Source organism: Lysobacter brunescens, from assembly GCF_042677005.1.
GTDB classification, from domain to species: Bacteria; Pseudomonadota; Gammaproteobacteria; order Xanthomonadales; family Xanthomonadaceae; genus Lysobacter_I; species Lysobacter_I brunescens.
Map to the genome: position 1 here is coordinate 996,846 of NZ_JBHTIF010000001.1, position 24,236 is coordinate 1,021,081.

Annotated in this window: 27 protein-coding genes; 20 read left to right on the forward strand and 7 right to left on the reverse strand. The window is 70.7% G+C overall.

The genetic code is table 11. The features are described from left to right. Positions 1 to 27 precede the first annotated feature (27 nt). The 4 genes from ACFQ0E_RS04205 to ACFQ0E_RS04220 form a co-directional block, all read right to left on the reverse strand. Complete coding sequence (locus ACFQ0E_RS04205) at positions 28 to 477, reverse strand: NADAR family protein (protein WP_386822435.1); 450 nt, start codon at positions 475 to 477, stop codon at positions 28 to 30. Between the two features lie 7 nt (positions 478 to 484). Continuing rightward, on the reverse strand, positions 485 to 937 hold the full coding sequence (locus ACFQ0E_RS04210; RefSeq protein WP_386822436.1) for a hypothetical protein: 453 nt from the start codon (positions 935 to 937) through the stop codon (positions 485 to 487). A gap of 56 nt (positions 938 to 993) precedes the next feature. After that, positions 994 to 1,734, reverse strand: coding sequence for a LytR/AlgR family response regulator transcription factor (locus ACFQ0E_RS04215; RefSeq protein ID WP_386822437.1), 741 nt, complete (start codon positions 1,732 to 1,734; stop codon positions 994 to 996). A 70-nt stretch (positions 1,735 to 1,804) separates the two neighbouring features. Further along, the gene (locus ACFQ0E_RS04220; RefSeq protein WP_386822438.1) at positions 1,805 to 2,506 is read right to left on the reverse strand and encodes an alpha/beta hydrolase; all 702 of its coding nucleotides are present in this window, start codon (positions 2,504 to 2,506) and stop codon (positions 1,805 to 1,807) included. A 148-nt stretch (positions 2,507 to 2,654) separates the two neighbouring features. Here ACFQ0E_RS04220 and ACFQ0E_RS04225 point away from each other — a divergent pair, with 148 nt between their 5' ends. From ACFQ0E_RS04225 to ACFQ0E_RS04240, 4 genes are read left to right on the forward strand one after another with little or no spacing between them, the layout of a single operon-like run. Further along, positions 2,655 to 3,818 carry a L,D-transpeptidase gene (locus tag ACFQ0E_RS04225; protein ID WP_386822439.1) on the forward strand — a complete coding sequence of 388 codons (1,164 nt, stop codon included), beginning with the start codon at positions 2,655 to 2,657 and terminating at the stop codon, positions 3,816 to 3,818. Between the two features lie 53 nt (positions 3,819 to 3,871). Continuing rightward, the gene (locus ACFQ0E_RS04230) at positions 3,872 to 4,621 is read left to right on the forward strand and encodes a murein L,D-transpeptidase catalytic domain family protein (protein WP_386822440.1); all 750 of its coding nucleotides are present in this window, start codon (positions 3,872 to 3,874) and stop codon (positions 4,619 to 4,621) included. Between the two features lie 9 nt (positions 4,622 to 4,630). After that, a complete protein-coding gene (locus ACFQ0E_RS04235) occupies positions 4,631 to 4,840 on the forward strand; it encodes a hypothetical protein (RefSeq protein WP_386822441.1) in 210 nt (69 codons plus the stop codon). Positions 4,841 to 4,880: 40 nt separating this feature from the next. Continuing rightward, a complete protein-coding gene (locus ACFQ0E_RS04240) occupies positions 4,881 to 6,488 on the forward strand; it encodes an MFS transporter (protein ID WP_386822442.1) in 1,608 nt (535 codons plus the stop codon). 22 nt (positions 6,489 to 6,510) lie between these two features. Here the strand turns inward: ACFQ0E_RS04240 and ACFQ0E_RS04245 are convergent, their stop codons facing one another. Together ACFQ0E_RS04245 and ACFQ0E_RS04250 are read right to left on the reverse strand one after the other, a co-directional pair. After that, positions 6,511 to 7,755: an MgtC/SapB family protein gene (locus ACFQ0E_RS04245; protein WP_386822443.1), complete on the reverse strand. Its 1,245-nt coding sequence runs from the start codon at positions 7,753 to 7,755 to the stop codon at positions 6,511 to 6,513. A gap of 93 nt (positions 7,756 to 7,848) precedes the next feature. Beyond that, positions 7,849 to 8,691 carry a universal stress protein gene (locus tag ACFQ0E_RS04250; RefSeq protein ID WP_386822444.1) on the reverse strand — a complete coding sequence of 281 codons (843 nt, stop codon included), beginning with the start codon at positions 8,689 to 8,691 and terminating at the stop codon, positions 7,849 to 7,851. Between the two features lie 142 nt (positions 8,692 to 8,833). Here ACFQ0E_RS04250 and ACFQ0E_RS04255 point away from each other — a divergent pair, with 142 nt between their 5' ends. From ACFQ0E_RS04255 to ACFQ0E_RS04280, 6 genes are all read left to right on the forward strand, one after another. Further along, positions 8,834 to 9,589: an ABC transporter ATP-binding protein gene (locus tag ACFQ0E_RS04255; protein ID WP_386822445.1), complete on the forward strand. Its 756-nt coding sequence runs from the start codon at positions 8,834 to 8,836 to the stop codon at positions 9,587 to 9,589. 19 nt (positions 9,590 to 9,608) lie between these two features. After that, complete coding sequence (locus tag ACFQ0E_RS04260; protein WP_386822446.1) at positions 9,609 to 11,981, forward strand: ABC transporter permease; 2,373 nt, start codon at positions 9,609 to 9,611, stop codon at positions 11,979 to 11,981. Positions 11,982 to 12,001: 20 nt separating this feature from the next. Continuing rightward, the gene (locus ACFQ0E_RS04265; protein ID WP_386822447.1) at positions 12,002 to 13,234 is read left to right on the forward strand and encodes an efflux RND transporter periplasmic adaptor subunit; all 1,233 of its coding nucleotides are present in this window, start codon (positions 12,002 to 12,004) and stop codon (positions 13,232 to 13,234) included. Between the two features lie 121 nt (positions 13,235 to 13,355). Further along, positions 13,356 to 14,129, forward strand: coding sequence for an SDR family NAD(P)-dependent oxidoreductase (locus ACFQ0E_RS04270; RefSeq protein ID WP_386822448.1), 774 nt, complete (start codon positions 13,356 to 13,358; stop codon positions 14,127 to 14,129). 61 nt (positions 14,130 to 14,190) lie between these two features. Further along, complete coding sequence (locus ACFQ0E_RS04275; RefSeq protein WP_386822449.1) at positions 14,191 to 15,024, forward strand: TIGR02452 family protein; 834 nt, start codon at positions 14,191 to 14,193, stop codon at positions 15,022 to 15,024. Then, positions 15,021 to 15,530: a hypothetical protein gene (locus tag ACFQ0E_RS04280; protein ID WP_386822450.1), complete on the forward strand. Its 510-nt coding sequence runs from the start codon at positions 15,021 to 15,023 to the stop codon at positions 15,528 to 15,530. Before ACFQ0E_RS04275 ends, ACFQ0E_RS04280 begins: the two co-directional genes overlap by 4 nt. A 57-nt stretch (positions 15,531 to 15,587) precedes the next feature. Here the strand turns inward: ACFQ0E_RS04280 and ACFQ0E_RS04285 are convergent, their stop codons facing one another. After that, complete coding sequence (locus ACFQ0E_RS04285) at positions 15,588 to 15,962, reverse strand: YciI family protein (protein ID WP_386822451.1); 375 nt, start codon at positions 15,960 to 15,962, stop codon at positions 15,588 to 15,590. Between the two features lie 175 nt (positions 15,963 to 16,137). Here ACFQ0E_RS04285 and ACFQ0E_RS04290 point away from each other — a divergent pair, with 175 nt between their 5' ends. The 10 genes from ACFQ0E_RS04290 to ACFQ0E_RS04335 all read left to right on the forward strand — a co-directional run bounded on the left by ACFQ0E_RS04290 (position 16,138) and on the right by ACFQ0E_RS04335 (position 24,230). Next, positions 16,138 to 16,569 (forward strand): YciI family protein, encoded by a 432-nt coding sequence (locus tag ACFQ0E_RS04290; RefSeq protein WP_386822452.1) that lies wholly within the window; start codon positions 16,138 to 16,140, stop codon positions 16,567 to 16,569. 48 nt (positions 16,570 to 16,617) lie between these two features. Further along, on the forward strand, positions 16,618 to 17,037 hold the full coding sequence (locus ACFQ0E_RS04295; RefSeq protein WP_386822453.1) for a VOC family protein: 420 nt from the start codon (positions 16,618 to 16,620) through the stop codon (positions 17,035 to 17,037). Between the two features lie 36 nt (positions 17,038 to 17,073). Further along, on the forward strand, positions 17,074 to 17,433 hold the full coding sequence (locus ACFQ0E_RS04300) for a DUF1428 domain-containing protein (RefSeq protein WP_386822454.1): 360 nt from the start codon (positions 17,074 to 17,076) through the stop codon (positions 17,431 to 17,433). Positions 17,434 to 17,511: 78 nt separating this feature from the next. Next, on the forward strand, positions 17,512 to 18,783 hold the full coding sequence (locus ACFQ0E_RS04305) for an RNA polymerase sigma factor (protein ID WP_386822455.1): 1,272 nt from the start codon (positions 17,512 to 17,514) through the stop codon (positions 18,781 to 18,783). A gap of 311 nt (positions 18,784 to 19,094) precedes the next feature. After that, positions 19,095 to 19,748, forward strand: coding sequence for a thermostable hemolysin (locus tag ACFQ0E_RS04310; RefSeq protein WP_386824021.1), 654 nt, complete (start codon positions 19,095 to 19,097; stop codon positions 19,746 to 19,748). Positions 19,749 to 19,756: 8 nt separating this feature from the next. After that, the gene (locus tag ACFQ0E_RS04315; RefSeq protein WP_386822456.1) at positions 19,757 to 21,271 is read left to right on the forward strand and encodes an AMP-binding protein; all 1,515 of its coding nucleotides are present in this window, start codon (positions 19,757 to 19,759) and stop codon (positions 21,269 to 21,271) included. Continuing rightward, positions 21,268 to 21,978: a TenA family transcriptional regulator gene (locus ACFQ0E_RS04320; RefSeq protein WP_386822457.1), complete on the forward strand. Its 711-nt coding sequence runs from the start codon at positions 21,268 to 21,270 to the stop codon at positions 21,976 to 21,978. The genes ACFQ0E_RS04315 and ACFQ0E_RS04320 overlap by 4 nt, the downstream gene beginning before the upstream one ends. Then, positions 21,975 to 22,769 carry an SDR family oxidoreductase gene (locus ACFQ0E_RS04325; protein ID WP_386822458.1) on the forward strand — a complete coding sequence of 265 codons (795 nt, stop codon included), beginning with the start codon at positions 21,975 to 21,977 and terminating at the stop codon, positions 22,767 to 22,769. The genes ACFQ0E_RS04320 and ACFQ0E_RS04325 overlap by 4 nt, the downstream gene beginning before the upstream one ends. A 60-nt stretch (positions 22,770 to 22,829) precedes the next feature. After that, on the forward strand, positions 22,830 to 23,495 hold the full coding sequence (locus ACFQ0E_RS04330) for a hypothetical protein (RefSeq protein ID WP_386822459.1): 666 nt from the start codon (positions 22,830 to 22,832) through the stop codon (positions 23,493 to 23,495). Positions 23,496 to 23,516: 21 nt separating this feature from the next. Beyond that, positions 23,517 to 24,230 (forward strand): response regulator transcription factor, encoded by a 714-nt coding sequence (locus ACFQ0E_RS04335; protein ID WP_386822460.1) that lies wholly within the window; start codon positions 23,517 to 23,519, stop codon positions 24,228 to 24,230. Positions 24,231 to 24,236 lie beyond the last annotated feature (6 nt).

A 24,236-nucleotide genomic window follows, 5' to 3' on the forward strand; every position in this document is an offset into this window, starting at 1 on the left:
CAAGGTGTGGGGTTTCCGGACACGACCTCAAGCCTCCGCTACCAATCTTTCCCGTACCCGCATCAGCAGCTGGCCCAGCATGTTGCGGCCATGGCCGTCGCCGCCGTCGCCCCAGTACTCATCATTCTCGGTGTGCTCGACGAGCTTCGCATCGCCGGTCGACAGCAGAAGCGCACGCAGGTCGCCGTGCTGGCGGAACTTGGCGAGCAGCGCCGCGTGCATCACCGACACCTTCACCGATTCCCAGTCGCGACGCAGCTTCATTTTGCGATCACGGCCCATGCGCGCCGCTTCCATCGGCGAATGCGCCTTGCGGATGCGCTGCCGATACGCGGCATCCTCGAATTTCTGTGCCTGGAAGTAGTGCTCGGTCGTCGGCCACGTCACGCCGTCGATGCGGATCGGGTATTCGGCGAAGTTGGAGAATTCGCCGTAGTCGTCGGTGGTGCTGTAGAAGCGGATGGTGTGGCTTGCCATCAGGGCATCACGAAATCCAGAGGTCAGCAAGACCCATGAAACGACCATCTTCCGGGTGGTATCGGAACAACATGGCACGGCCGAATCGGCTGCCCCATTGGTAGTCCACGTAATAGACATCCGATTCAGTAGTCGGACCAATATGTGCGATGCCGATGAGGTGCATCAGATTGTCTCTACGATCAAAGGCGGGGGATTTCTGTATGAACGGGGTATCTGGGTACCACAACCTTCCGTCTTGGATGTGCAGAAATCGAACCAAGTCCATCGGACTTCTTCGATGAAGCCCGGCCCCATCGGCATACCATGCGCCTATCACTGGACTGGCGCTGGGATGCTCGTGATCGTGGACCACATCATGCTCCGCGACCCAGAACCCATCGGGACGCGTCTCGCGCGGGAGCTGTTCCCACACTGTAACGAGCCTGTCGAGGCAGGCCTGGATCGCAGGTGTCGTCATGCTGTCGATGATGCGTCGATCGCGACGAGGTGGGGTTCGCTTCGCTCACCGCCACCTTACAGATGCCTCACCAGCTCCCTCAGCTGCGGGACGCAGCGGCGGCTGACTTCCAGGGGCTTGTCGCCGTGGCGCAGCACGGCTTCGATGCGGCCGTCGCCGGAGCGGCGCAGTTCGATGAGCTCTTCGCGGGCGACGAGGCAGTTGCGGTGGATGCGGACGAAACTGTCGCCGAATTCGTGTTCGAGCGACTTGAGCGATTCCTCGATCAGGTCTTCGCCGCGTGCGTGGTGCACGACCACGTATTTCTCTTCCGCGTGCAGGTAGCGGATGTCCTCGATCGCGATGAGGCGCAGGCTGCCGCGCAGGCGGGCGCAGAGATGGGTGCGGCGCTTGCCGTTGCCGTTGCTTTCGCCGGTGTCGGGGCGCGGGGCGCGGCCGGCGATGAAGGTGCGGGCGCGTTCCAGCGCGGCGGCGAGGCGTTCGCGGCGGACCGGCTTGACGAGATAGTCGACGGCGGCGGCGTCGAAGGCCGACAGCGCGTGTTCGTCGTAGGCGGTGCAGAAGATCACCGCCGGGCGCGGTTCCAGCATGGTCAGCCGGCGCGCCGCTTCCAGGCCATCCAGGCCGGGCATGGCGATGTCCAGCAGGACGATGTCGGGATGGTGTTCGCTGCAGGCGGCCAGGGCGCTTTCGCCATCGCCGGCCTCCCCGACCAGTTCCAGGCCGGGCTGCTCGGCGAGGAGCGCGCGGAGGCGCTCCCGGGCCATGGGTTCGTCGTCGGCGATGAGGACTTTCACGTCATTGTGTGGCCTGGAATCGCGATGGGTCGATCTTAGTCCTGTCGCCACGCTTTGCAACAGGGACCGCTCAGCGGGTCGCGCCTGCGAACAAGGTCTGCATCCAGTCGCCGAGATCGCGGATCTCTTCCATGCAGACCTGGTGCTGCATCGGGTACTGCTTCCATTCCACCTGGAACCCGAGGCGTTGCATCAGCGCGCAACTTTGCTCACCAGCCCCGAACGGCACAACTGGATCGAAGCGGCCATGCGCCATGAACAGCGGCTGGCGTTCCGCGCCGGACGCGAAGGCGGCTTCGGCCTTGTGCATCGCGGGAACGTAGGTCGACAGCGCGATCAGTCCGGCCAATGGCGTCGTGCGGCGCATGCCGGTGGCGAGCGTCACCGCGCCGCCCTGCGAGAAGCCGGCGAGGATCACGCGTTCCGGCGGGATGCCGCGTTCGGCTTCGCGGGCGATGAGCGCTTCGACCTGCGCGACGGACTGGAGCACGCCGGCTTCGTCGGCGCGGTTGAAGAGGTTGTCGGCGCTGAGGTCGATGATGTCGTACCAGCCGCGCATGCGCATGCCGCCGTTGCAGGTGATCGGGCGGACCGGGGCATGCGGGAACAGGAAGCGCAGCGCGGGCCAGCCGGGGCGGACGAGGTCGGGCACGATCGGCACGAAATCGTTGCCGTCGGCGCCGAGGCCATGCAGCCAGAGGACGGTCCAGGTGGGGGCGTTGCCGGTGAGGCGCTCGACGCAGTCGAGCAGGGGGGCGGTGTCGGTGGTCATGGCCGTATTCTGGCCGGCGCCGGGCACGGCGGCCAGCGTGCCGGCGTCTTTCCGCGTCGAAGCCTGCGCGCGATCAAGCGACGACACGACGCCACCGTGCATCATGCACGAGTCCTGACGCTACACCGATGTCCCTGGAGGTCCGTTCATGTCGATCCGCGCCCGCAGCAGCGTCCTGCAGACCTGTGCGCTGGCCGTTGCCATCGCGGTCGCGATGCCGCTGGCGGCGCAGACGCCTGCTTCGCCGAGTCCGGCGAAACCCGCCGCATCGAAACCCGTCGCATCGAAGCCTGCCGTCGCGGTCTCGACGCCGGTGCTCAAGCCGGGCCAGTTCGTCTGGACGCCGGAGCTGGCGCCCGAGGGACCGGTGGTGATCGTGGTCAGCCTGCCCGAGCAGCGCGCGCATGTGTACCGCAACGGCGTACGCATCGGCGTGTCGACGGTGAGCACGGGCATGCGCGGCCACGAGACGCCGACCGGGGTGTTCACCATCCTGGAAAAGCAGCGCGAGCACTATTCGAACCTCTACGACAACGCACCGATGCCGTTCATGCAGCGCCTGACCTGGGACGGGATCGCGCTGCACGCGGGCCGGATCCCGGGCTATCCCGCCTCGCACGGCTGCGTGCGCCTGCCGCATGCGTTTTCCGAGAAACTGTTCGCGACCACGTCGCGCGGGATGACGGTGGTGATCGCCGATGGCGCTTCCCATCCGCCCGAGGTGGCCTCGCCGGGCCTGTTCGCGCCCGTGGATGCCGGCAGCGGTACGCCCCGCCTGCCGCCGCCGGTCGACGAGGACAGCGTCTGGGCACCGGAGCGCGCACCCGAGGGCCCGCTGACCGTGCTGCTCAGCACCCGCGACCAGCGCGTCCTGGTGCTGCGCAACGGCGTGGAGATCGGTCGGGCCCGGGTGACTGTGGGACCGCTGGCGCCGCAGGGCACGCAGGCCTACGTGCTGCTGGAGGGCGCCGCCGAGGGCCCGAGCGCGGTGCTGCCGGACCGGCCGCGCCTGCGCTGGCTGGCGGTGGCCGTGCCGCGCAGCGGGACCATGCCCGAGGACGGGCTGCATCGGCTCGTGGCCGAGGGCCAGCTGCAGGTCGACCCCGCTTTCGCTCGGCAGGTCTACGACGTCCTGCGCCCCGGCGCGACCGTGGTGCTGACCGACGAAGCCCTGCGCCCCGCCGGGGCCGACGAGGGCCTGACCGTGCTGCGTGCGGACGCGCCGCCGGAGGCCGCGCCGCCCGCGCCGCCACCCCTGCCGCCGGCCCAGCCGGTCTTCGTTCCGCCGGATCCCGGGTCGCCAGGGCGGTGAAAAGTGCCGACAGGTTCATGAAACGCGGCGGCTTCCACGGTTATCCTGCGCCGATGTCGCCACGATCCGTCGCCTTCTCCCTCCTGCTGGCCCTGGCTGCCGCGCCGCTGGCGTCCGCCAACGATGCGGGGATGCCGATCTCCGCGCAGATCCCGGCCGGCGCGCCGGACCTGCTCCAGCGCCTGCACGCGCAGGCCCCGCGCCTGGACGCGAAGGTGCTCGGGCTCGCCCTCGATGCCGCCGGCTGCGCGGCCGAATCCGGCCGGGTCGCACCGGCGCGACGGCTGGCGGTGATCGATTACTCGAAGCCCTCGACCGAACCCCGGCTGTGGGTGTTCGACCTGCGCGATGCGCGTCTGCTGTATGCCGAACACGTGGCGCACGGCCGGCGCAGCGGCGAGAACTTCGCGACCGCCTTCTCCAACCAGGACAGCAGCCACCAGACCAGCCTGGGCCTGTTCGCCACCGCCGAGACCTATGTCGGCGGCAACGGCTACTCGCTGCGCATGGACGGACTCGAGCCGGGCATCAACGACCGCGCCCGCGACCGCGCCATCGTCATGCACGGCGCGCCCTACGTGGATCCGGTGATGGCACAGCGCCAAGGCCGGCTCGGGCGCAGCCTCGGCTGCCCGGCGGTGCGTCCCGCCGTGGCGCAGCAGGTGATCGACACCCTCAAGGATGGCCAGCTGCTGTTCGCCTACTACCCCGACCAGCAGTGGCTGGCCAACTCGACCTTCTTCCGCTGCCGTGCAGGTCTCGCCTCGCGTGCGGGCGCCGCGCGTCCGGCGGGCGGGCGCTGAGGCTGGGCCGTGCTGCTGCAGGCGCTGGTCGCCCTGGGCGAGGCGCTTTTCCTCTGGCGGTTCTACCTCAGCCTGCTGGCGACGCTGCTGGCCTGCCTGCTGCTGGCCGCAGTTCTGCCGGAAGGCGCGCCGGTCTGGCTGGCCTGCGCGCCGGTCGTGGCGATCGGCGTGTGGGCGGGCGCGTTCTGGCAGCTGCGCGCGTCGAAGCGCGACACGTGAGGCGCGCTAGGATGCGGTTCGCTCCGCCTCCGGATCCGGCATGAAGCTCGACGGCATCGCGTTCCACCATCCTTTCGCCTTCTGGTTCGGCTGCCTGCTGGTCCTCGCCGGCGTCCTGGCGCACATGCCCATGTTCATGATGGGCGAGCACACCCACTGGCAGATGGTCGGCATGCCGATGACCACCGAGATGTGGCTGGGGATGCTGGCGATACCGGTCGGGCTGGCGCTGTCCATGTATGGCCTGACGCCGCGCCTGGACGCGCTGCGCGCGAGTGGCCAGGCCGCGCGCGACCACCGCTGGTTCCACGTGGCCGACGGCGTGCCGCTCAACCGCGCGCACTGGGTGCTGGTGACGGTGCTGGCGATCGCGCTGGCCGTGGACGTGATGAAGCCGGCCACGCTCGGCTTCGTGATGCCGGGCATGAGCGCCGAATACGAGATCACCAAGTCGCGCGCCAGCCTGCTCGCGCTGTTCGCGCTGACCGGCACCACGGTCGGCTCGGTCGCCTGGGGTCGCATCGGCGACCTGTTCGGGCGCCGCGCCGCGATCCTGCTGTCGGCGCTGATGTTCATCGGCACCGCGATCTGCGGCGCCATGCCCACGTTCGAATGGAACCTGGCGATGTGCTTCCTGATGGGCGCCTCGGCCGGCGGCCTGCTGCCGATCGTGTTCACGCTGATGGCCGAGACCGTGCCGGCGACGCATCGCGGCTGGCTGCTGGTGGCGCTCGGCGGGGTCGGCACGTCGGCGGGCTACCTGCTGGCCTCGGGCGCGGCGGCGGTGCTGGAACCGATGTTCAGCTGGCGGGTGCTGTGGCTGCTGGGCCTGCCGACCGGCGCGATCATCATCGTGCTCAACCGCTGGATCCCCGAGTCGCCGCGTTTCCTGTCGAACATGGGCCTGGAGAACGAGGCGCGCGCGGTGCTGCGCCGCTTCGCCGGCGGCTCCGCGAAGGCGATCGAGGATGATCCTCAGGCGGACCAGGGCCACGCCGCGATCGACGAAACGCATCCGGTGAGCGGCTGGCGCTCGCTGATGCGCGGTCCGCACGCGCGGATCAGCGCCGGCCTGCTGGTCTGCGGCGTCGCCTGGGGCCTGGCGAATTTCGGTTTCCTGCTGTGGCTGCCGACGAACCTGGTCGAACTGGGCGTGGACCCGAAGGCCGCCAGCGCGCTGCTCGCCCGCTCGGCGGTGCTGGCGCTGCCGGGCATCGCGGTGACGGTGTGGCTGTACCACCGCTGGAGCAGCATCCGCGCCCTGGTCCTGTTCATCGGCCTGACCGCGCTGTCGCTGCTGGCATTCTGCGCGATGGGCTGGCTGCAGATGCGTTCGCAGCCGCTCACCGTGGCCGCCACCGCCGCGCTGCTGGTCAGCGTGAGCGGCGTGATCGCGATGCTGATTCCCTACGCCGCCGAGATCTATCCGGTGGCGCTGCGCGCGACCGGTTCGGGCCTGATCGCCGCCAGTTCCAAGCTCGGCGGCATCGTCGGCGCGGGTCTGGGCCTGATCGGCTTCTTCGACCACTTCGCGCTGTCGGCGCTGGTGATCGCGCTGCCGATGGCGGTGTCGGGGGTCATGCTCTGGCGTGCCGGCGTGGACACCCGAGGTCGTTCGCTGGAAGAGATCCAGTCCGCGCTGCGTTGAGCGTCGGCGCCCGGTTTCTCCCTCAGCCCCGCCACCACACCCCGGCGGCGAACGCGGCGAGGATCGCCACCACGCCCGGCACGATGCGCAGGCAGTAGCCGCCGCCGCCGCGCAGCCAGGCCATGAGCAGCTTGCTGGCCGAATTGGCGGCGAGGGCGACGAGCACCGCCCAGCCGGCGTGCGCGGGCGTGATCTGCGCGCTCGCCACGCGCTGCGCCACTGATGCGGCGGCGGCGTGGGCGTCGGCGAAACCCGCGACCCCGGCCGCGAGCACGACGCCGGTGTCGCCCAGCCAGCGGTGCACCCCGGCCGACAGCAGCAGGATCGCACCGACGATGGCGACGAAGGTGAGCGCATGGCGCGGCTCGAACGGCCGGCCGGGCGCGACCGCATCGCCGTCCACCGCGCCGCCGCCGCCGCGCATCCGCAGCGCGAGCGCCGAGACCAGCGCGGCCGCGCCGGCCAGCGCCAGCGGCCAGGCCAGGGCGGCCAGCAGCGGCATCGACAGCGCGCCGATGATGACGGCGAGCATCAGGATCGTGGCGATGTTCGAGCACAGCGCGGCGGCGGCGCACTGCGCCACCCACTGCGGCGAGGCCCGCGCGCGGTCGCCCATCGCGGCGATGGTGGCGGTGCTGGAAACGAAGCCGCCGACGAAGCCGGCCAGTGCCAGGCCGGCGCCCGGGCCGAGCATGCGCAGCGCGACGTAGCCGGCGCCGTTGATCGCCATCACCAGCACGACCAGCAGCCAGAGCTTGTGCGGATTGAGCGCGCCCCAGGGGTCGATGGCGCGGTCGGGCAGCAGCGGCAGCACCACCGTCGCGGCGGCGGCCAGCAGCAGGGCGTCGTGCAGTTCCTGTTCGGTGAGGGTGTTGCGGATGAAGGCGTGCAGCCCGGACTTGCTGGCCAGCACCACGGCGACCACCACGCCCAGCGCGGCGGCCAGCGGCAGCGCGGTCATCGCCAGCACGCCGAGCAGGAAGGTCACCAGCATCGCGACCTCGGTGGTCAGCCCGGGATCGGTCTCGCGGCTGCTGCGGTAGCTGGCGAGCGCGGCCAGCGCGACGAAGGCGCCGGCGATGGCCACGCCGGCGCCGCCGATGCGCTGCGCGATGGCGCCGGCCAGCGCCACCAGCAGGAAGGTGCGCACGCCGGCCGCGCCGCGCGCCGGGCCTTCGCCCTTGCTGCGTTCGCGCTCGATGCCGATCAGCAGGCCGATGCCGAAGGCGACGCAGAGGCCGGGCAATTCAGGTGGCAGGGTGAGCATCGATGCGTGCGCTGGACTGTGCCGGAACGGCGGGCCATTCCAGCATAGGGCGTGTCGACCCTCGCATGCGCGCTTGCGCACGCGAGGCTTCGATCAATGCGCGAACAGCACCGGGATGTGCGCGGTGTGCAGCAGTTCGCGCGTCGTGCCGCCGAGCACCGCTTCGCGCAGCCGCGAATGGCCGTAGCCGCCGGCCACCAGCAGGTCGGCGCCCACGTCGCGTGCGGCATCCAGCAGCGCGTAGGCCGCCGAGAAGTTCATGCTCGGTCGCGTCATCACCTCGACCTTCACGCCGTGCCGCGCCAGATGCGCCGCGATGTCCGCGCCGGGTTCGGCGCCATAGGACCCTTCGCCGATCTTCGGGTCGATCACCACCACGCTCACGCTGTCCGCAGCCTGCAGGAACGGCAGGGCGTCTCCGACTGCGCGCGCGGCCTGCGCCGTGGGTTTCCAGGCCACGACCACGCGCCGCGGCGGCAGCTGCGCCTTGCTGTCGGCGGGCACCACCAGCACCGGGCGTCCGGAGTGGCGGAGCAGGTCGTGGAAATGGTCGTGGACCAGCATCGACTCGGCGCCGTCGCGCGGCATCGTCGGCAGCACGCTCAGGTCGGCGTGGCGCGCGTGCATCGTCGCGGTGTTCTGCGGGAACACCGACACCGCATCGGCCACGCGTACCTCCACCGGCACCTCGGCGTTGGCGAAGCGCTGGCGCAGCTTCTCGGCGCGTTCGCTGGCGCGTGCATGCGCCTCGGTGTGCAGCTTGGCGTAGATGTCGTAGGCCATCGCGCCCCAGTCGCTGGGCATCGGCGCCGGCACGTCCACCGTCACCAGCACCGCGACGCGGGCGCCGGATCCGGCCGCCAGCGCCAGCGCCGCATCGGCGACCGAACGCTCGCTGTCGGCGTTTACCCATGGCACCAGAATGTCCTTGATCATGACGGCGGACCTCGCGTTCGATTGTCGGAGCCTGCATTCCAGCATCTCCGCCTTGCCCGGGCCTTGATCGTGGTCAATCCTTCCGACCAGCGGCGGAGTAGAGTCTGTGGTGCGCCGATGGGCGCCCACGGAGGACGATGCGATGGCGCCGGAAGCGGGTGCGGGCAGTTCGGCCGAAGCGGCACCACCGGTAGTACCCGTGGTCTTCCGCGCGCGCGGGCTGCGCAAGGTCTACGCGATGGGCGAGGTCGAGGTGGTGGCCCTGCATGGCGTCGACCTGGACATCGCCGCCGGCGAGTTCATCGTCCTGCTCGGCGCCTCGGGCAGCGGCAAGTCCACTTTGCTGAACATCCTCGGCGGTCTGGACGTGCCCAGCGCCGGCGAGGTCGCCTACTGCGAACACCGGCTCGACGGCGCCGGCGAGGCCGAGCTGACCCGCTTCCGCCGTGAGCACGTCGGCTTCGTCTTCCAGTTCTACAACCTCATCCCCAGCCTGACCGTGCGCGAGAACGTGCAGCTGGTCGCCGACATCGCCGACGATCCGATGCCGGTGGACGAGGCGATCGAGCGCGTCGGCCTGACCGCGCGCCGCGACCATTTCCCCTCGCAGCTGTCCGGCGGCGAACAGCAGCGCGTGGCGATCGCCCGCGCGATCGTGAAGCGTCCTGCGGTGCTGCTGTGCGACGAACCGACCGGCGCGCTGGATTACGCCACCGGCAAGCGTGTGCTGGAGGTGATCGAACGCATCCACGACGAACTCGGCACCACGGTGGTGGTGATCACCCACAACGCCGCCATCGCCGGCATGGCCGACCGGGTGATCGTGCTCGGCGACGGCCGCATCCAGCGGATCGAACGCAACGCGCACCGGCTGCGGCCGTCGGAGCTGTCGTGGTGAGCGGGCGAGGATTTCGACCGTGAAGGCGCTCGACCGCAAGCTGCTGCGCGACCTGCGCCAGAGCTGGAGCCAGGCGCTGACCATCGCGCTGGTGGTGGCCAGCGGCGTCGCCGGTTTCGTGACCACGTTGAGCGCGATCGATTCGCTGGCCCAGGCGCGCGACCGCCATTACGCCGAGGCGCATTTCGCCGACGTGTTCGCCACGGTGAAGCGCGCGCCGCTGTCGCTGGCCGACACCCTGCGCGAAGTGCCCGGCGTCGCCGACCTGCAGCTGACCGTCGAACAGACCGTGCGCATCGGCATCGACGGCGTCGACGATCCGATCCTCGGCCACCTGATCGGCATCGATCCCCGCCATCCGCCGCGCATCAACCGCATCGCGCTGCGTGGCGGGCGGATGCCGCAGGCTGCGGCGGACGGCGGCGAGGCCGACGGCATCGAGGCGCTGGTGTCCGCCGGCTTCGCAGAAGCGCGCGGCCTGCGCCCGGGCGCGCGGCTGCGCGCGCTCATCAACGGCCGGCAGCGCACGCTGCGCATCGTCGGCATCGCGCTGTCGCCGGAATATGTCTTCGCCGGATACGGCGGCATGCCCGACATGCGCGGCTTCGGGGTGTTCTGGATCGACCACGACACGCTGGCAGCGGCCAGCGACATGGACGGCGCGTTCAACCGGATCGCGGCGACGCTGGCGCCGGGCGCGTCGCATGCCGAGGCGGTGGCCGGCATCGAGCGCGTCATCTCGCCGTGGGGCGGACGCGAAGCCCACGATCGCACCGAGCAGACTTCGCACGCCATGCTCGACAACGAGATCCGCGAGCAGCGCGTGCTCGGCACCGTGCTGCCGGCGATCTTCCTCGCGGTCGCGGCGTTCCTGCTGAACGTGGTCATCTCGCGCACCATCGCCACCCAGCGCGAGCAGATCGCGGCGCTCAAGGCGCTGGGCTATCCCGACCGCCGCATCGCCGGGCACTACTTCACCCAGGTGGTCGTGATCGTCGCGATCGGCCTGCTGCTCGGCCTGGCCCTGGGCAAATGGCTGGGCGCGGCGATGGTCGGGCTGTATGCCGAGTTCTTCCAGTTCCCGAGGTTCGACCATCGCATGGCGCCCGGGCTGGTGCTGGCCAGCGCCGCGATCGCCCTTGCCACCGCCGCGCTGGGCACCGCCAACCCGCTGCTGGCGACGATGCGCCTCGCACCGGCCGAAGCCATGCGTCCGCCGGCGCCGGGACGGTATCGACCGACGCTCGCCGAACGCCTCGGCCTGCGCCGCCTGCCGACGGTGCTGCGGATGATCCTGCGCAACCTCGAACGGCGTCCGCTGCGCAGCGCGCTGGCGGTCGCCGGCGTGTCGGCGGCGGTGGCCATCGTCATCCTCGGCAACTTCTTCCGCGACGCGATCGAGACCATCGTCGACTCGAAGTTCCGCGTCGAGCTGCGCGCCGACGTGATCGTCTGGCTCGCCGAACCGGCCGAGGCCGCTGCCGTGCACGACCTGGCGCGGCTGCCGGGCGCGATCTCGGTCGAGGCCGGCCGCGACGTGGCCGTGCGCATCGTTCACGGCCACCGCAGCGAGCGCGTTGTGCTGCAGGGCCTGCCCGCGCAGCCGGTGCTGCAGCGCATCGTCGACGTGGACGACCGCGCCTGGCGGCCCTCGCCCGACGGGCTGGTGCTGACCGACCGCCTCGCCGACAAGCTCGGCCTGCGTGTCGGCGACGCGGTGCGCGTGGAGGTGCTGGAAGGCCGCGCGCGCACCCTGCATCTGCCGCTGCGCGCGACGGTGCGCGACATGATGGGCCTGAACGCCTACATGGAACGCCGCGCGCTGAATCGCGCGCTGGGCGAGGACGACGTCGCCGGCCGTTTCCCGGTCGCGGTGGCGCGCGGCGAGGAGACCCGCTTTCTCACGGCTGCGATGCGCCTGCCGCGCATCGTCGGCGCGTTCAGCAAGGCGACGCTGTGGCGCAACATGCAGGAGATCAGCGCGCGCAACATCCGGATCATGAGCACGATCCTGACCGCGTTCGCCACGGTGATCGCGATCGGCGTGGTCTACAACAACGCGCGCATCGCCCTGGCCGAGCGCACCTGGGAGCTGGCCAGCCTGCGCGTGCTCGGTTTCAGCCGCGCCGAGGTGTCGACCCTGCTGCTCGGCGAGATGGCCCTGGTCATCGCCCTGGCGCTGCCGCTGGGCATGCTGTCGGGCTACGGACTGGTGCACCTGCTCGTCGAGCTGCTGCGCAGCGATCAGTTCTATTTCCCGGTGGCGCTGCGCCCGCGTACCTACGCCTGGGCCTGCCTCGCTGTGCTCGCGGCGGCGGCGGCCAGCGCCTTGGTGGTGCGGCGGCGGATCGACCGGCTGGACATGGTGGCCGCGCTGAAGACGCGCGAATGACGGAATCACGGAGACGAGGCATGCGGATCACGCGACGCGGATGGGGATGGGGCATCGGGCTGGGCGCGGTCGCGCTGGGCCTGCTGGCGTGGGCGTTCGCGCCACGGCCGCTGCCGGTCGAGATCGCGACGGCGACTACCGGCCGGTTCGAGGCGAGCATCGACGAGGAGGCGCGGACCCGGGTGCGCGACCGCTACGTCGTCTCGGCGCCGCTGTCCGGGCGGCTGGCGCGGATCGCGCTGCGCGAAGGCGACGCGGTGGCCGCCGGCGACGTGGTCGCCACGCTCACGCCGGCGCTGTCGCCGATGCTCGATGCGCGCACCGAAGCTGAGCTGCGCGCGCGCGTGGAGGCGGCGGACGCGTTGGTCGCGCGCGCCGGCGAGCGCATCGACCGCGCCCGCGTGAGCGTGGCGCAGGCGCGCAACACCCTGCGCCGCGACGAGGCCCTGGCGCGCGACCGCTTCGTCTCGGCCAACCAGGTGGAGAACGACCGCCTGGCGCTGCGCGCGGCCGAGCGCGAGCTGGAGGGCGCCGAGCAGGACCAGCACGTCGCCGGTCACGAGTTCGAACAGGCGCGCGCCGCGCTGTCCGCTGCGCGCAATCCGGAGGGCGGGTCCGATCGCGCCTTCGCCCTCCGCGCCCCGGTGTCCGGCCGCGTCCTGCGCGTGGCGCAGGCCAGCGAAGGCATGGTCGCGCTGGGCACGCCGCTGCTGGACATCGGCGACCTCGCCGACATGGAGGTGGTCGCCGAACTGTTGACCACCGATGCCCTGAAAACCCCGCCCGGCACGCCGGTGCGCATCGAGCGCTGGGGTGGCGAAGGCACGCTCGCCGGCCGCGTGCGCCGGATCGAACCGGCCGCGTTCACAAAGATCTCCGCGCTCGGCGTCGAGGAGCAGCGCGTGCGCGTGCTGATCGACCTGCTCGACCCGCCCGCGCGTCGCGGTGCGCTCGGCGACGGCTACCGCGTCGGCGTGCGCGCGATCGTGCAGGCCCGCGACGGCGTGCTGGTGGTGCCGGTCGGCGCGGTGTTCCCGCATCCCGGCGACACCGGCGACGGCCCCGCGCGCATGGCCGTGTTCGCCCTGCGCGACGGTCGCGCGCGCCTGGTGCCGGTCGACCTGGGCGGTCGCAACGGCCGCGAGGCCTGGATCGTGAAGGGCCTGGCGCGCGGCGACCGGGTGATCGTCTACCCGGGCGACGACGTCGTCGACGGCCTGCGGGTGAGGCCGCGGGACGCGGCGGACCGATGAGCACCCGACCGATGAGCGGTGCTGCAGCGGCGGGCTTTGATCGCGATCAAGGTCGCCGGGCGCGCAACGGCGTGCAATCCATGCACACGCCACGACAAGGCACGACACGGGGGAGACAGCCATGCAACGGGTGAAGGACAAGGTCTGCATCGTCACCGGCGGCGCGCTCGGCATCGGCCGCGCCTGCGCGGAGCGGCTGGGCGAGGAAGGCGGGCGCATCGCGGTGTTCGACGTGCTCGACGCGCAGGGCGAAGCGCTGGTGCTCGCGCTGCAGGCGCGCGGCATCGACGCGGCGTACTGGCACGTCGACGTCGCCTCCGAGGCGTCGGTGAAGGCCGCGACCGATGCGGTGGTCGCGCACTTCGGCGGCCTGCACGTGCTGGTCAACAACGCCGGCATCTCGGGTTCGACCAAGCTGACCCATGAGATCACCGAAGCCGAGTGGGACCACGTGCAGGCCGTGAACGTGAAGGGCGTGCTGTTCTGTACCAAGCACGCCATCCCGCACCTGCGCGCGGCGCGCGGCGGCAGCATCGTCAACCTCTCGTCGATCTACGGCCTGGTCGGTGCGCCCGACGTCCCGGCCTACCACGCCTCCAAGGGCGCGGTGCGCCTGATGAGCAAGACCGACGCGATGATCTACGCCCGCGACAACATCCGCGTGAACTCGGTGCACCCGGGCTACATCTGGACGCCGATGGTCGAACACCACCTGCAGGCCAGCGGCGCCACCGACCTGGAGGCGGCGCGCGCCGACGTCGGCGCCCTGCACCCGCTCGGCCACATGGGCGAAGCCGACGACATCGCCTGGGGCGTGGTCTACCTCGCCTCCGACGAAGCCAAGTTCGTCACCGGCTCGGAGCTGGTGATCGACGGGGGGTACACGGCGCGGTGAAGCCGTTGGTGCGAGGCGCCATCGGGCATGATGGCGCCCTCCACACGCAGCTCCATTCGCCATGTCCCTCAAAGGCACCGCCGACGAAACCCTCGCCCTGCTCGAAGCGGGCCATTTCACCGCGCCGGATGGCCGACGCGTCGAACTGCATGCGGAACAGGCACAGGCGGTGCAGGGCACGCGCCTCTACACGCCCGAACAGGGCAATGCCCTGCTGGCATCGCGCAGCGCATCCGAAGGCGGCCGGCCACGCATCGAGGTCACCGCCGAGACCACCCAGATCGCCGCACGCCGGCTGGTGCTGGACGAAGGCGTGGATGATCCGCTGCTGCTGAACTTCGCTTCGGCGCGCAACCCGGGCGGCGGCTTCGTCAATGGCGCGAAGGCGCAGGAAGAAGACCTGTGCCGCTGCTCCGGCCTGTATCCCACCCTGCTGGCCCAACGTGCCTACTACGACGCCAACCGGGCCTGCACATCGGCGCTGTACACCGACCACCTGATCCATTCGCCGCGCGTGCCGTGGTTCCGCGCGCGCAGCCGCGACCGGCCCGATGCCCTGTTCCTCGCCTCGGTCATCACCGCGCCCGCGCCCAATGCCGGCGTCGTGCGCGAACGCGAGCCGCACGCGATCGACGACATCGAAACCACCCTGCGCCGTCGCGCCGGCTGCGTGCTGTCGGTCGCCGCTGCGCACGGCCACCGCACCCTGCTGCTCGGCGCCTGGGGCTGCGGCGTGTTCCGCAACGACCCCGTGCAGGTCGCCGATGCCTTCGGTGCATGGCTCGAATCACCGCAGTTCGCGGGTGCGTTCGATCGTGTGGTGTTCGCGGTGTACGACACCTCGAAGACGCAGGGGACGCTGCGCGCGTTCGAGGCGCGGTTCGGTGCCGCATGAACCCGACATCGGCCAGCGTCGCCATGACCGAATCGGAAGCCATCCAGATTGCGTTTCCAGACGAGCCGAATTGGCATGTGGTTCCGGACGACGTACTCGTCGCGCTCGTGGTGACGCATCAATGCGAGCCGTCCTGTGCACAGTCGGCGCTCACTGAGCTGAAGTCGCGCGGGCATCACCAGACGGGCGCACTCTGTGAATCGCTCCTTCACGACAGCAACGCAGATCGATGGCTTCGCGCGGGCGCCATGAGCATCCTCCTGTCCCATCATCCGCTCGAGGGTTTCGGGATCGCGCTCGCCATGACCGACGACTGCGAAGCGGAATTGCTCGAAGAGATCGTCGAGGCGCTCAACTATGAGCATCAGGGACCATTGGCCGAGATCGTCCACGCACACCCACTGGTTCAACGCGTGCGGGAGCGCCTGGTGAGGCAGGGGATCGATCAGGTGGAGTTCGGCGCCCTGTTCATGGACAACTTCGGCGGGAATCCACCTGTCGGATGACCTTCGATCTGCCGTGCGCTTGCAGAGTCACGAGCGCGAGGATGACGAGCAGTTTCATCACGCCCCCACCCGCCTCCGCACCGCGTCGAAATCGCGCACCGGGCGGACTTCGATGCTGCCGAAGCGGATCCACGGGAATTCGTGGGCGATGCGCACGGCGTCCTCCAGGCTGTCGGCTTCGATCAGGTTGAAGCCGGCCAGCACTTCCTTGGTTTCGGCGAAGGGGCCGTCGGTGACACGGGCGGCGCCGTCGCGGACGCGGACGGTGCGCGCGGTGCGGGCGTCCTCCAGCTGCTGCGAGCCGAGCAGGCAGCCGCTGGCCTTCAGTTCGTCGGCGTGGGTGATGCAGCCGTGCATGAGCCGGTCGAACTCGGCCTGGGGCAGGGTGGCCATCAGTTCGGGGTCGGTGTAGACCAGCAGCAGGTACTGCATCGGCGGCTCCGCGCATACGGGGGACGGCGCCCATGATGCCGCAGGCGCGGGGCCCGGACCCGTGCCGGAAGCGACGGAAAAAATTTCCTGCGCCCCGTGTCGATCCCGGGCGTCGTCGTTCGTCGTGACGGGTATGGGGCCGGACAGGCCGCCCCACCCTACCGAGGAGAACGACATGAAGGTCATGGTGATCGTGAAGGCCACCGCCGAGTCCGAGGCCGGCGTCCTGCCGTCCACCGAGCTGATGGCGGCGATGGGCCGCTACAACGAGGCGCTCGCCAACGCCGGCGTGCTGCTGGCCGGCGAGGGCCTGAAGCCGACCTCGCAGGGCGTGCGCGTCCATATCGACGGCGACCGCCGCCAGGTGATCGACGGCCCCTTCGCGGAAACGAAGGAACTGGTCGCCGGTTTCTGGCTGTGGCAGGTGCGTTCGCTGGAGGAAGCCATCGAATGGGCGCGCCGCTGCCCCGACCCGCATCCCGGCAGCGGTGGCTCCAGCCTGGAGATCCGCCCGCTGTACGAGGCCGACGACTTCGGCGAGGCCTTCACCCCCGAGCTGCGCGAACAGGAAGACCGCCTGCGCGAGCGCATCGCCGGCGAACCCTGACGCCTGTCCGATCCACCCCTTTCCCATCGAGGCCACGAGGAGCCCGCCATGCGTCTGATCGCCTACCTGAACTTCAACGGCAACTGCCGCGCCGCGTTCGACCTGTACCGCGAGGTGTTCCGCGGCGAGATCGTCATGCGCATGACCTACGGCGATTCGCCGATGTCCGGCCAGATGCCGCCCGACACCCACAGCCTGATCATGCACTGCCAGCTCGAGGCCGGCGGCGCGGTGCTGATGGGCGCCGACGGCCCCCCGCCGCACGTCGATGCCGGCGTGGGCACCTGCGTGAACATCGACGTGACCAGCATCGAGGAGGCCGAGCGCATCTTCGCCGCGCTCTCCGAAGGCGGCACGGTGCAGATGCCGCTCGCCGAAACCTTCTGGGCCCATCGCTGGGGCGCTTTCACCGACCGCTTCGGCAAGCCGTGGATGGTCAACTGCATGAAGACCGACGCACCGGTGTGACCCCCCGCATCATCATCCCAAACGAGGAGCAGACCCATGTCGTACGTCGATGGTTACGTGTTGCCGGTGCCGAAGGACAAGATCGCCGCCTATCGCAGCATTGCGCGCAAGGCCGGCAAGATCTGGATGGACCACGGCGCGCTCGCCTACTGCGAATGCGTGGAGGACGACGTGAAGCCGGGCAAGCACACGTCCTTCCCGCAGTCGGTGAAACTGAAGCCGGGCGAAGTCGTGGTGTTCGCGTGGATCGTCTACCGGTCGCGCGCGCAGCGCGACAGGATCAACGCGAAGGTCATGGCCGATCCGCGCATGCAGAAGATCTGCCCGCCGGGCGAGATGCCGTTCGACGGCAAGCGCATGTTCTGGGGCGGCTTCAAGTCGATCGTCGAATACTGAACGCGCACGGCGCATGCCTTCGCTGAACGGATGAGCGCAGCTTGCATGCCGGGACCGGCGGTGGTGTCATCGCCGCCGATGACCGACGCCCGCCTCCAACGGACCCTCGACGCGCTGTGGCGCATGGAATCGCCGAAGCTGGTGGCCCGCGTCGCGCGGATGACCGGCGACGTCGGTGTCGCCGAGGAGCTGGCGCAGGACGTGCTGCTCGCCGCACTGGAGCGCTGGCCCGCCGACGGCGTCCCGGACAATCCCGCGGCCTGGTTGATGACCACAGCGAAGCATCGCGCCATCGACCACCTGCGCCAGCGTGCGCTGCACGCCCGGCGCCAGGACGAGTACGGCATCGAACTGGCGCTGCACGGAGACGCCATGGGCGACGAAGCGCAAGCCTTCGCGGACGACGACATCGGCGACGACCTGCTGCGCCTGGTGTTCGTCTCCTGCCATCCGGTGCTGCCGCGCGAATCGCGGGTCGCGCTCACCCTGCGCCTGCTCGGTGGCCTGACCACGGCCGAGATCGCGCGCGCCTTCCTGCAGGCGGAGCCGACCGTGGCCCAGCGCATCGTGCGCGCCAAGCGCACGCTCGCCGAGCGCGACGTGGCGTTCGAGGTGCCGCGCCGCGCGGAACTGGCCGAACGCCTCGACGCCGTGCTCGAAGTGATCTATCTCGTGTTCAACGAAGGCTACGCGGCCAGCGCCGGCGACGACTGGATGCGTCCGGCGCTGTGCGAGGAAGCGCTGCGCCTGGCGCGCGTGCTGGCCGGCCTGATGCCCGACGAATCGGAGGTGCTCGGCCTGCTCGCGCTGATGGAGCTGCAGGCGTCGCGTGCCCGCGCGCGCACCGATGCCGATGGCGCGCCGGTGCTGTTGCTGCAGCAGGACCGCAGCCGCTGGGACCGCCTGCAGATCCGCCGCGGCCTGGTCGCGCTGCGTCGCGCGCAGGCACTCGGCGGCGGCCGCGAACCGTACGCGCTTCAGGCCGCGATCGCCGCCTGCCATGCCATCGCCGCGCGCGCCGAGGACACCGATTGGTCGCGCATCGCGGCGCTGTATGCCGTGCTGTGCACGGTGATGCCGTCCCCGGTGATCGAACTCAACCGCGCGGTCGCGGTGGGCATGGCCGAAGGTCCCAAGGCCGCTCTGCCGCTGGTGGATGCGCTCTGCGAGGGCGGTGCGCTGCGCGATTACGGCCTGTTGCATGCGGTGCGCGCGGACCTGCTGCAACGCCTGGGCCGACTGCCGGAAGCCGGCATCGAATACCAGCGCGCCGCCGCACTCGCCGGCAATGTCCGTGATCGCGACCTGATGCGCGACAAGGCGCGCGCATGCGCGATCGGCGACGGTTGAACGATCGGCGCGGGCTGCGTCCGCGGAAGTTCCGTGCGATTGCGCGCACGCATGGCATGTATCGTTTCGTTCGCGCGCAAACGCGAACGATTCGCGATCCATCCTCGTTTTCGTCAGGATTTCGACAAGCGCGCGTTAAGTCCGCGTCAAGCGCGTGACCGCATGCACGGGTCGCAATGAAAAGCGAACGCTTCCCTCACGCGACGCTCACAATCGGCTAATCGACGCTTAATCCGCGGCGCCGAGCATCCCGCTCCATGATGCTCATGACGCCCACGATGCCCGACACGCTGTCCGACGCCTTCGTCCCGATGCCGACGCAGCGCGTCGTCGACGGTGCTTTCACACAGGGCGCGCTGGTCGATGCCAGCGATGCCCGTCGCGCCGAGACCGAGGCCTTCATCGCCCAGGTCTATCGCGCGCGCTACGGCGCTTCGCTCGCGGCCTTCCTGCCGCACCTGCTGGCCTTCCGCAACGACGCCGGCGCACTGCGCGCGGCGGTCGGCCTGCGCAGCGGCGACGAAGGTCCGCTGTTCGTCGAGCAGTACCTCGACGTGCCGGCGGACGACGCCATCGCCGCGCACCTCGGCCGGCCGGTGTCGCGATCCGCGCTGGTGGAGGCCGGCAACTTCGGCGCGGTGCGCGCCGGCGACGCGCGCGCCTTGATCGTGCACATGACCCACTGGCTGCACCTCGCCGGCTTCCGCTGGGTGCTGTTCGCGGCCACGCGGCAGCTGCGCAACACGTTCGATCGGCTGCACCTGGCCACCGTGGAACTGGCCCCGGCGCTGGCCTCGCGGCTGCAGGGCGATGCCAGCGACTGGGGCCGCTACTACGACACCCAGCCGACCCTGATGTTCGGCGACATCGGTGCCGGCCACGCGTACCTGGTGCGCAGCGGCGCGCTGCCGTCGATGTCGCCCTGTCCCGCCTGGCTGCCGCGCACGGCGAAGGCGGGCGCATGAGCAGCCGCATGGATACGACCACGACCTTCGATGACCTGATCGCCGGCATCGGCGGCGACGCGGTGCGCGTGCGCTGGACCGGCGGCGAGTGGACCGGCGACGACTTCGCCGCGCGCATCCGCCAGTTCGCACAAGCCCTGGAGGACAGCGGCGCCGCGCGCATCGCCAGCCGCCTCGACAACGGGCCGGACTGGCTGGCCCTGGACCTGGCGATCCGTGCGCTCGGCCGCGTGCACGTGCCGCTGCCGACCTTCTTCACGCCCGGGCAGGTCGCGCATGCGCTGGCCAGCAGCGGTGCGGATGCGCTGGTGGTGTCGGTCGACGCGCCGCTGCCGGAGCCGTTCTCGCTGCTGCCGTCGCGCGCGCTCGGCGACGCGATGCGCCTCGTCTCGTTGCCCGCGCAACCTGTCGACCTGCCCGAGGGCACGGTCGTCATCACCTTCACCTCCGGCACCACCGGCACGCCGAAGGGCGTATGCCTCGATGCCGACGCGTTGCTCGCGGTCGCAACCTCGCTGGCCGAGGCCGCAGGCCCGCTGTCGGCGAGGCGCCACCTGTGCCTGATGCCGCTGTCGACCCTGCTGGAGAACGTCGGCGGCCTGTGCGCGGCCCTGCTGTCGGATGCCGAGATCGTCGTGCCCTCGCTCGGCGAGATCGGCTACAGCGGTTCGGCCGGGCTCGACGTGCCGACCCTGCTCGCCTGCCTGCATCGCCATCGTCCCGAGAGCGCGATCCTGCTGCCGCAGCTGCTGCTGGCGCTGGTGATGGCGGCGGAACGCGGTGCTGCCTTGCCGGATTCGCTGAAATTCCTCGCCGTCGGCGGCGGTCGCGTCGGCGAAACCCTCGTCGCGCGCGCCGAGGCCGTCGGCCTGCCGGTGTTCGAAGGTTACGGCCTCAGCGAATGCGCCTCGGTGGTCTGCCTCAACCGGCCCGGCGCGACCCGCGCGGGCAGCGTCGGTCGTCCGCTGCCGCATGCGCGCGTGACCGTGCGCGACGGCGAACTGTTCGTCGAAGGCGTGCGCATGCTCGGCTACCTCGGCGACGAAGACTCGCGGCATGGCCCGATCGCCACCGGCGACCTCGGCCACATCGACGACGATGGCTACGTGCACATCAGCGGTCGTCGCAAGCACCTGTTCATCACCGCGTTCGGGCGCAACGTGTCGCCGGAATGGGTGGAAAGCGAGCTGCTGCAGCATCCGGCCTTCGCCCAGGCGGTGGTCCACGGCGAGGCGCGGCCGTTCAACATCGCGATCGTCTGGCCGCGCGATCCCGCGGCCGACGACCGCACGCTGCGCGCCGCGCTCGACGTGATCAACCGCGCGCTGCCCGACTACGCCCGCGTGCGCGACATCGTCCGCGCCGATGCGCCCTTCACCTTCGCAGACGGCCTGCTGACCAGCAACGGCCGCCCGCGCCGCGACGCCATCCTCGCCCGCCATGCCGACGCGGTCGAGGCCTGCTACGCGCGCGACGCCGCCGCTTCCTTCCCCACCGAACGCATCCCGGATACCGCCACATGACCGCCGCATCGAACGACATCGCTTTCCACGACCGACTGCTCGCCGAGACCCAGGCCGAGCGCGCCTCGCTGCTGTCGATCCCGATCATCCAGGAGGCCCTGGGCGGGCGCATCCGTCGCGAGGACTACATCGCCTTCCTCACCCAGGCCTTCCACCACGTCCGCCACACCGTGCCGCTGCTGATGGCCTGCGGCGCGCGCCTGCCGGCGCGGCTCGAATGGCTCCGCACCGCTGTCGGCGATTACATCGAGGAGGAGATGGGCCATCACGAATGGATCCTCGACGACCTCGCCGCCTGCGGTGCCGACCGCGACGCGTCCGAGCGGTCGCAGCCGGCCGAGGCCACCGAACTGATGGTCGCCTACGCCTACGACACCATCGCACGCGGCAACCCGGTCGGCTTCTTCGGCATGGTGCTGGTGCTCGAAGGCACCAGCGTCGCCCTCGCCACCCGTGCCGCCGAGACCATCGAGACCTCGCTAGGCCTGCCGCGCAACGCCTTCACCTACCTGCGCTCGCACGGAGACCTCGACATCGAGCACACCGGCTTCTACGAACAGCTGATGAACCGGCTCGACGACGAAGACGATCGCCGCGCGGTCATCCACGCCGCGAAGCGTTTCTACAAGCTCTACGGCGATGTGTTCCGCACCTTGCGCGACGAACGCGCCGCCGTGCAGGGCGATGCCGTCCGGGAGGCCGCATGAGCACGCTCGACGGTCGGACCGTCCTCCTCACCGGCGCCAGCGGCGGCATCGGCGCCGCCCTGTGCGATGCGCTGGTCGCGGCGGGCGCGCGCGTCGTCGCCGTCGGTCGCAACGAAGCGCGGCTGCAGGCGATCGCGGCGCGGCACGCGTCGGGTCGCATCGTCCCGCTGATCGTCGACCTCGCCGATCCCGAAGGCCCGGCGCAGCTCGTCGCCGAAGTCGCCCGCCTGCAGCCGACGCCGTCGGTCGTGGTGCTGGGACACGCGCAAGGCGCGTTCGGCCTGTTCGAGCAGCAGACGCCGGAGGCGCTGCAGGCGCTGGTCCACACCAACCTCATCGCCTCGATGACCCTGATCCACGCCCTGCTGCCGATCCTGCGTAAGCATCCGCAATCCTCGGTGGTGGCGATCGGCTCCACCTTCGGCAGCCTGGCGTTTCCCGGGTTCGCAGCCTACAGCGCCAGCAAGTTCGGCCTGCGCGGCCTGATGGAAGGCCTGGCGCGCGAATACGCCGACACGCCGCTGCGCTTCCAGTACCTGTCGCCGCGCGCGACCCGCACCGCGTTCAACACGCCGCAGGTCGAGGCGATGAACCGCGAGATGAAGGTCGCCCAGGACGACCCGGCCGATGTCGCCGCGCAGCTGGTCGCGGCCATCGCCAGCGGTCGCCGGCGCATGCAGATTGGCTGGCCCGAGAAACTCTTCGCCCGCATCAACGGCGCGCTGCCCGGCCTGGTGGATCGCAACCTCGCCGCGCAGCTGCCCATCGTCCGCCGCCACGCCGCGTCCTGACCGCAGCACGCGCGCCTCGTCCAGACGCCACCCGTCATCCATTTCCCGAAGGAGCTTCCCATGCACATCCTCCGCAACCGCCTGGTCGCCACCGCGCTCGGCGCGACCCTGCTCGCTGCTACTGCCGCCGCATTCGCCGGCGATCCCTCGCCGCAGGTCGCCGCCGTGCGCGACCGCTGGGCCGAGGTCAACTACAACGTCCCCAAGGCGCAGCGCGAAGCCGCGTTCGAGGCGCTCGCCAAACAGGCCGCCGCTGCGAAGGCCGCGCAGCCGAAGGACGCCACTGCGCTGATCTGGGAAGGCATCGTCCTGTCCAGCTACGCCGGCGAACGCGGCGGCCTCGGCGCGCTCGGTCTCGCGAAGCAGGCGCGCGCCGACTTCGAGCAGGCGATCAAGCTCGACCCGAACGCGCTGGATGGCTCGGCCTATACCAGCCTCGGCGTGCTGTATTACCAGGTGCCCGGCTGGCCGGTCGGCTTCGGTGACGACGACAAGGCCCGCGAGCTGCTGCGCAAGGGTCTGAAGGCCAATCCCGACGGCATCGATCCGAACTACTTCTACGGCGATTTCCTGCGCGACCAGGGCGACTGGAAGGCCGCCGCCGCCGCGCTGGAGAAGGCGCTCGCCGCACCATCGCGCCCGGGTCGCGAACTGGCCGACCAGGGCCGGCGCAAGGAAGCGACCGCATTGCTCGCCAAGGTCCGCGCGCACCTTGCTTCGCGCTGAGCCGGCGCCGACACTGGCCCCATGCGCATCCTGCTGGTCGAAGACGACGAATCCCTGGGCGAAGGCCTGCGTACCGCGCTGCGCCGCGCCGCCTACACCGTCGACTGGCTGCGCGATGGCGCCAGCGCGCTGGCCGCGATCCGCGACGGCGGCTTCGACCTGGTCGTGCTCGACCTCGGCCTGCCGCACGTCGACGGGATCGAGGTCATCCGCCAGTCGCGCCGCGCCGGCGCCGACGTGCCGATCCTGGTGCTGAGCGCGCGCGAGCGGTCCCGCGACCGCACGCTCGGCCTGGATGCCGGTGCCGACGACTACCTCGGCAAGCCCTTCGACGTGAACGAGCTGCTAGCGCGGGTGCGCGCGCAGCTGCGGCGCAGCGTCGGCCGGGCCACGCCGCTGCTGCGCTTCGGCGCGCTGGAACTGGATCCGGTGCAGCTCGCGGTGAGCTGGCGCGGCCGCGCCATCGACCTGCCGCGCCGCGAGTTCGCCCTGCTGCGCCTGCTGATGGAGCAGCGCGGCCGGCCGATCACCCGCGAATCGGCGCAGCAGCGCCTCTACGGCTGGGACGAGGACGTGGCCAGCAACGCGCTCGATGTCCATGTGCACGCCCTGCGCCGCAAGCTCGACCCGGCGCTGATCCGCACCCTGCGCGGCGTCGGCTACGCTCTGGACGAGCAAGTGGCGCAGTCGGCGCCGGTCCCGTCCGCCCCGTCGCAGGACGGCAGCGCGGGCTGAGGCCGG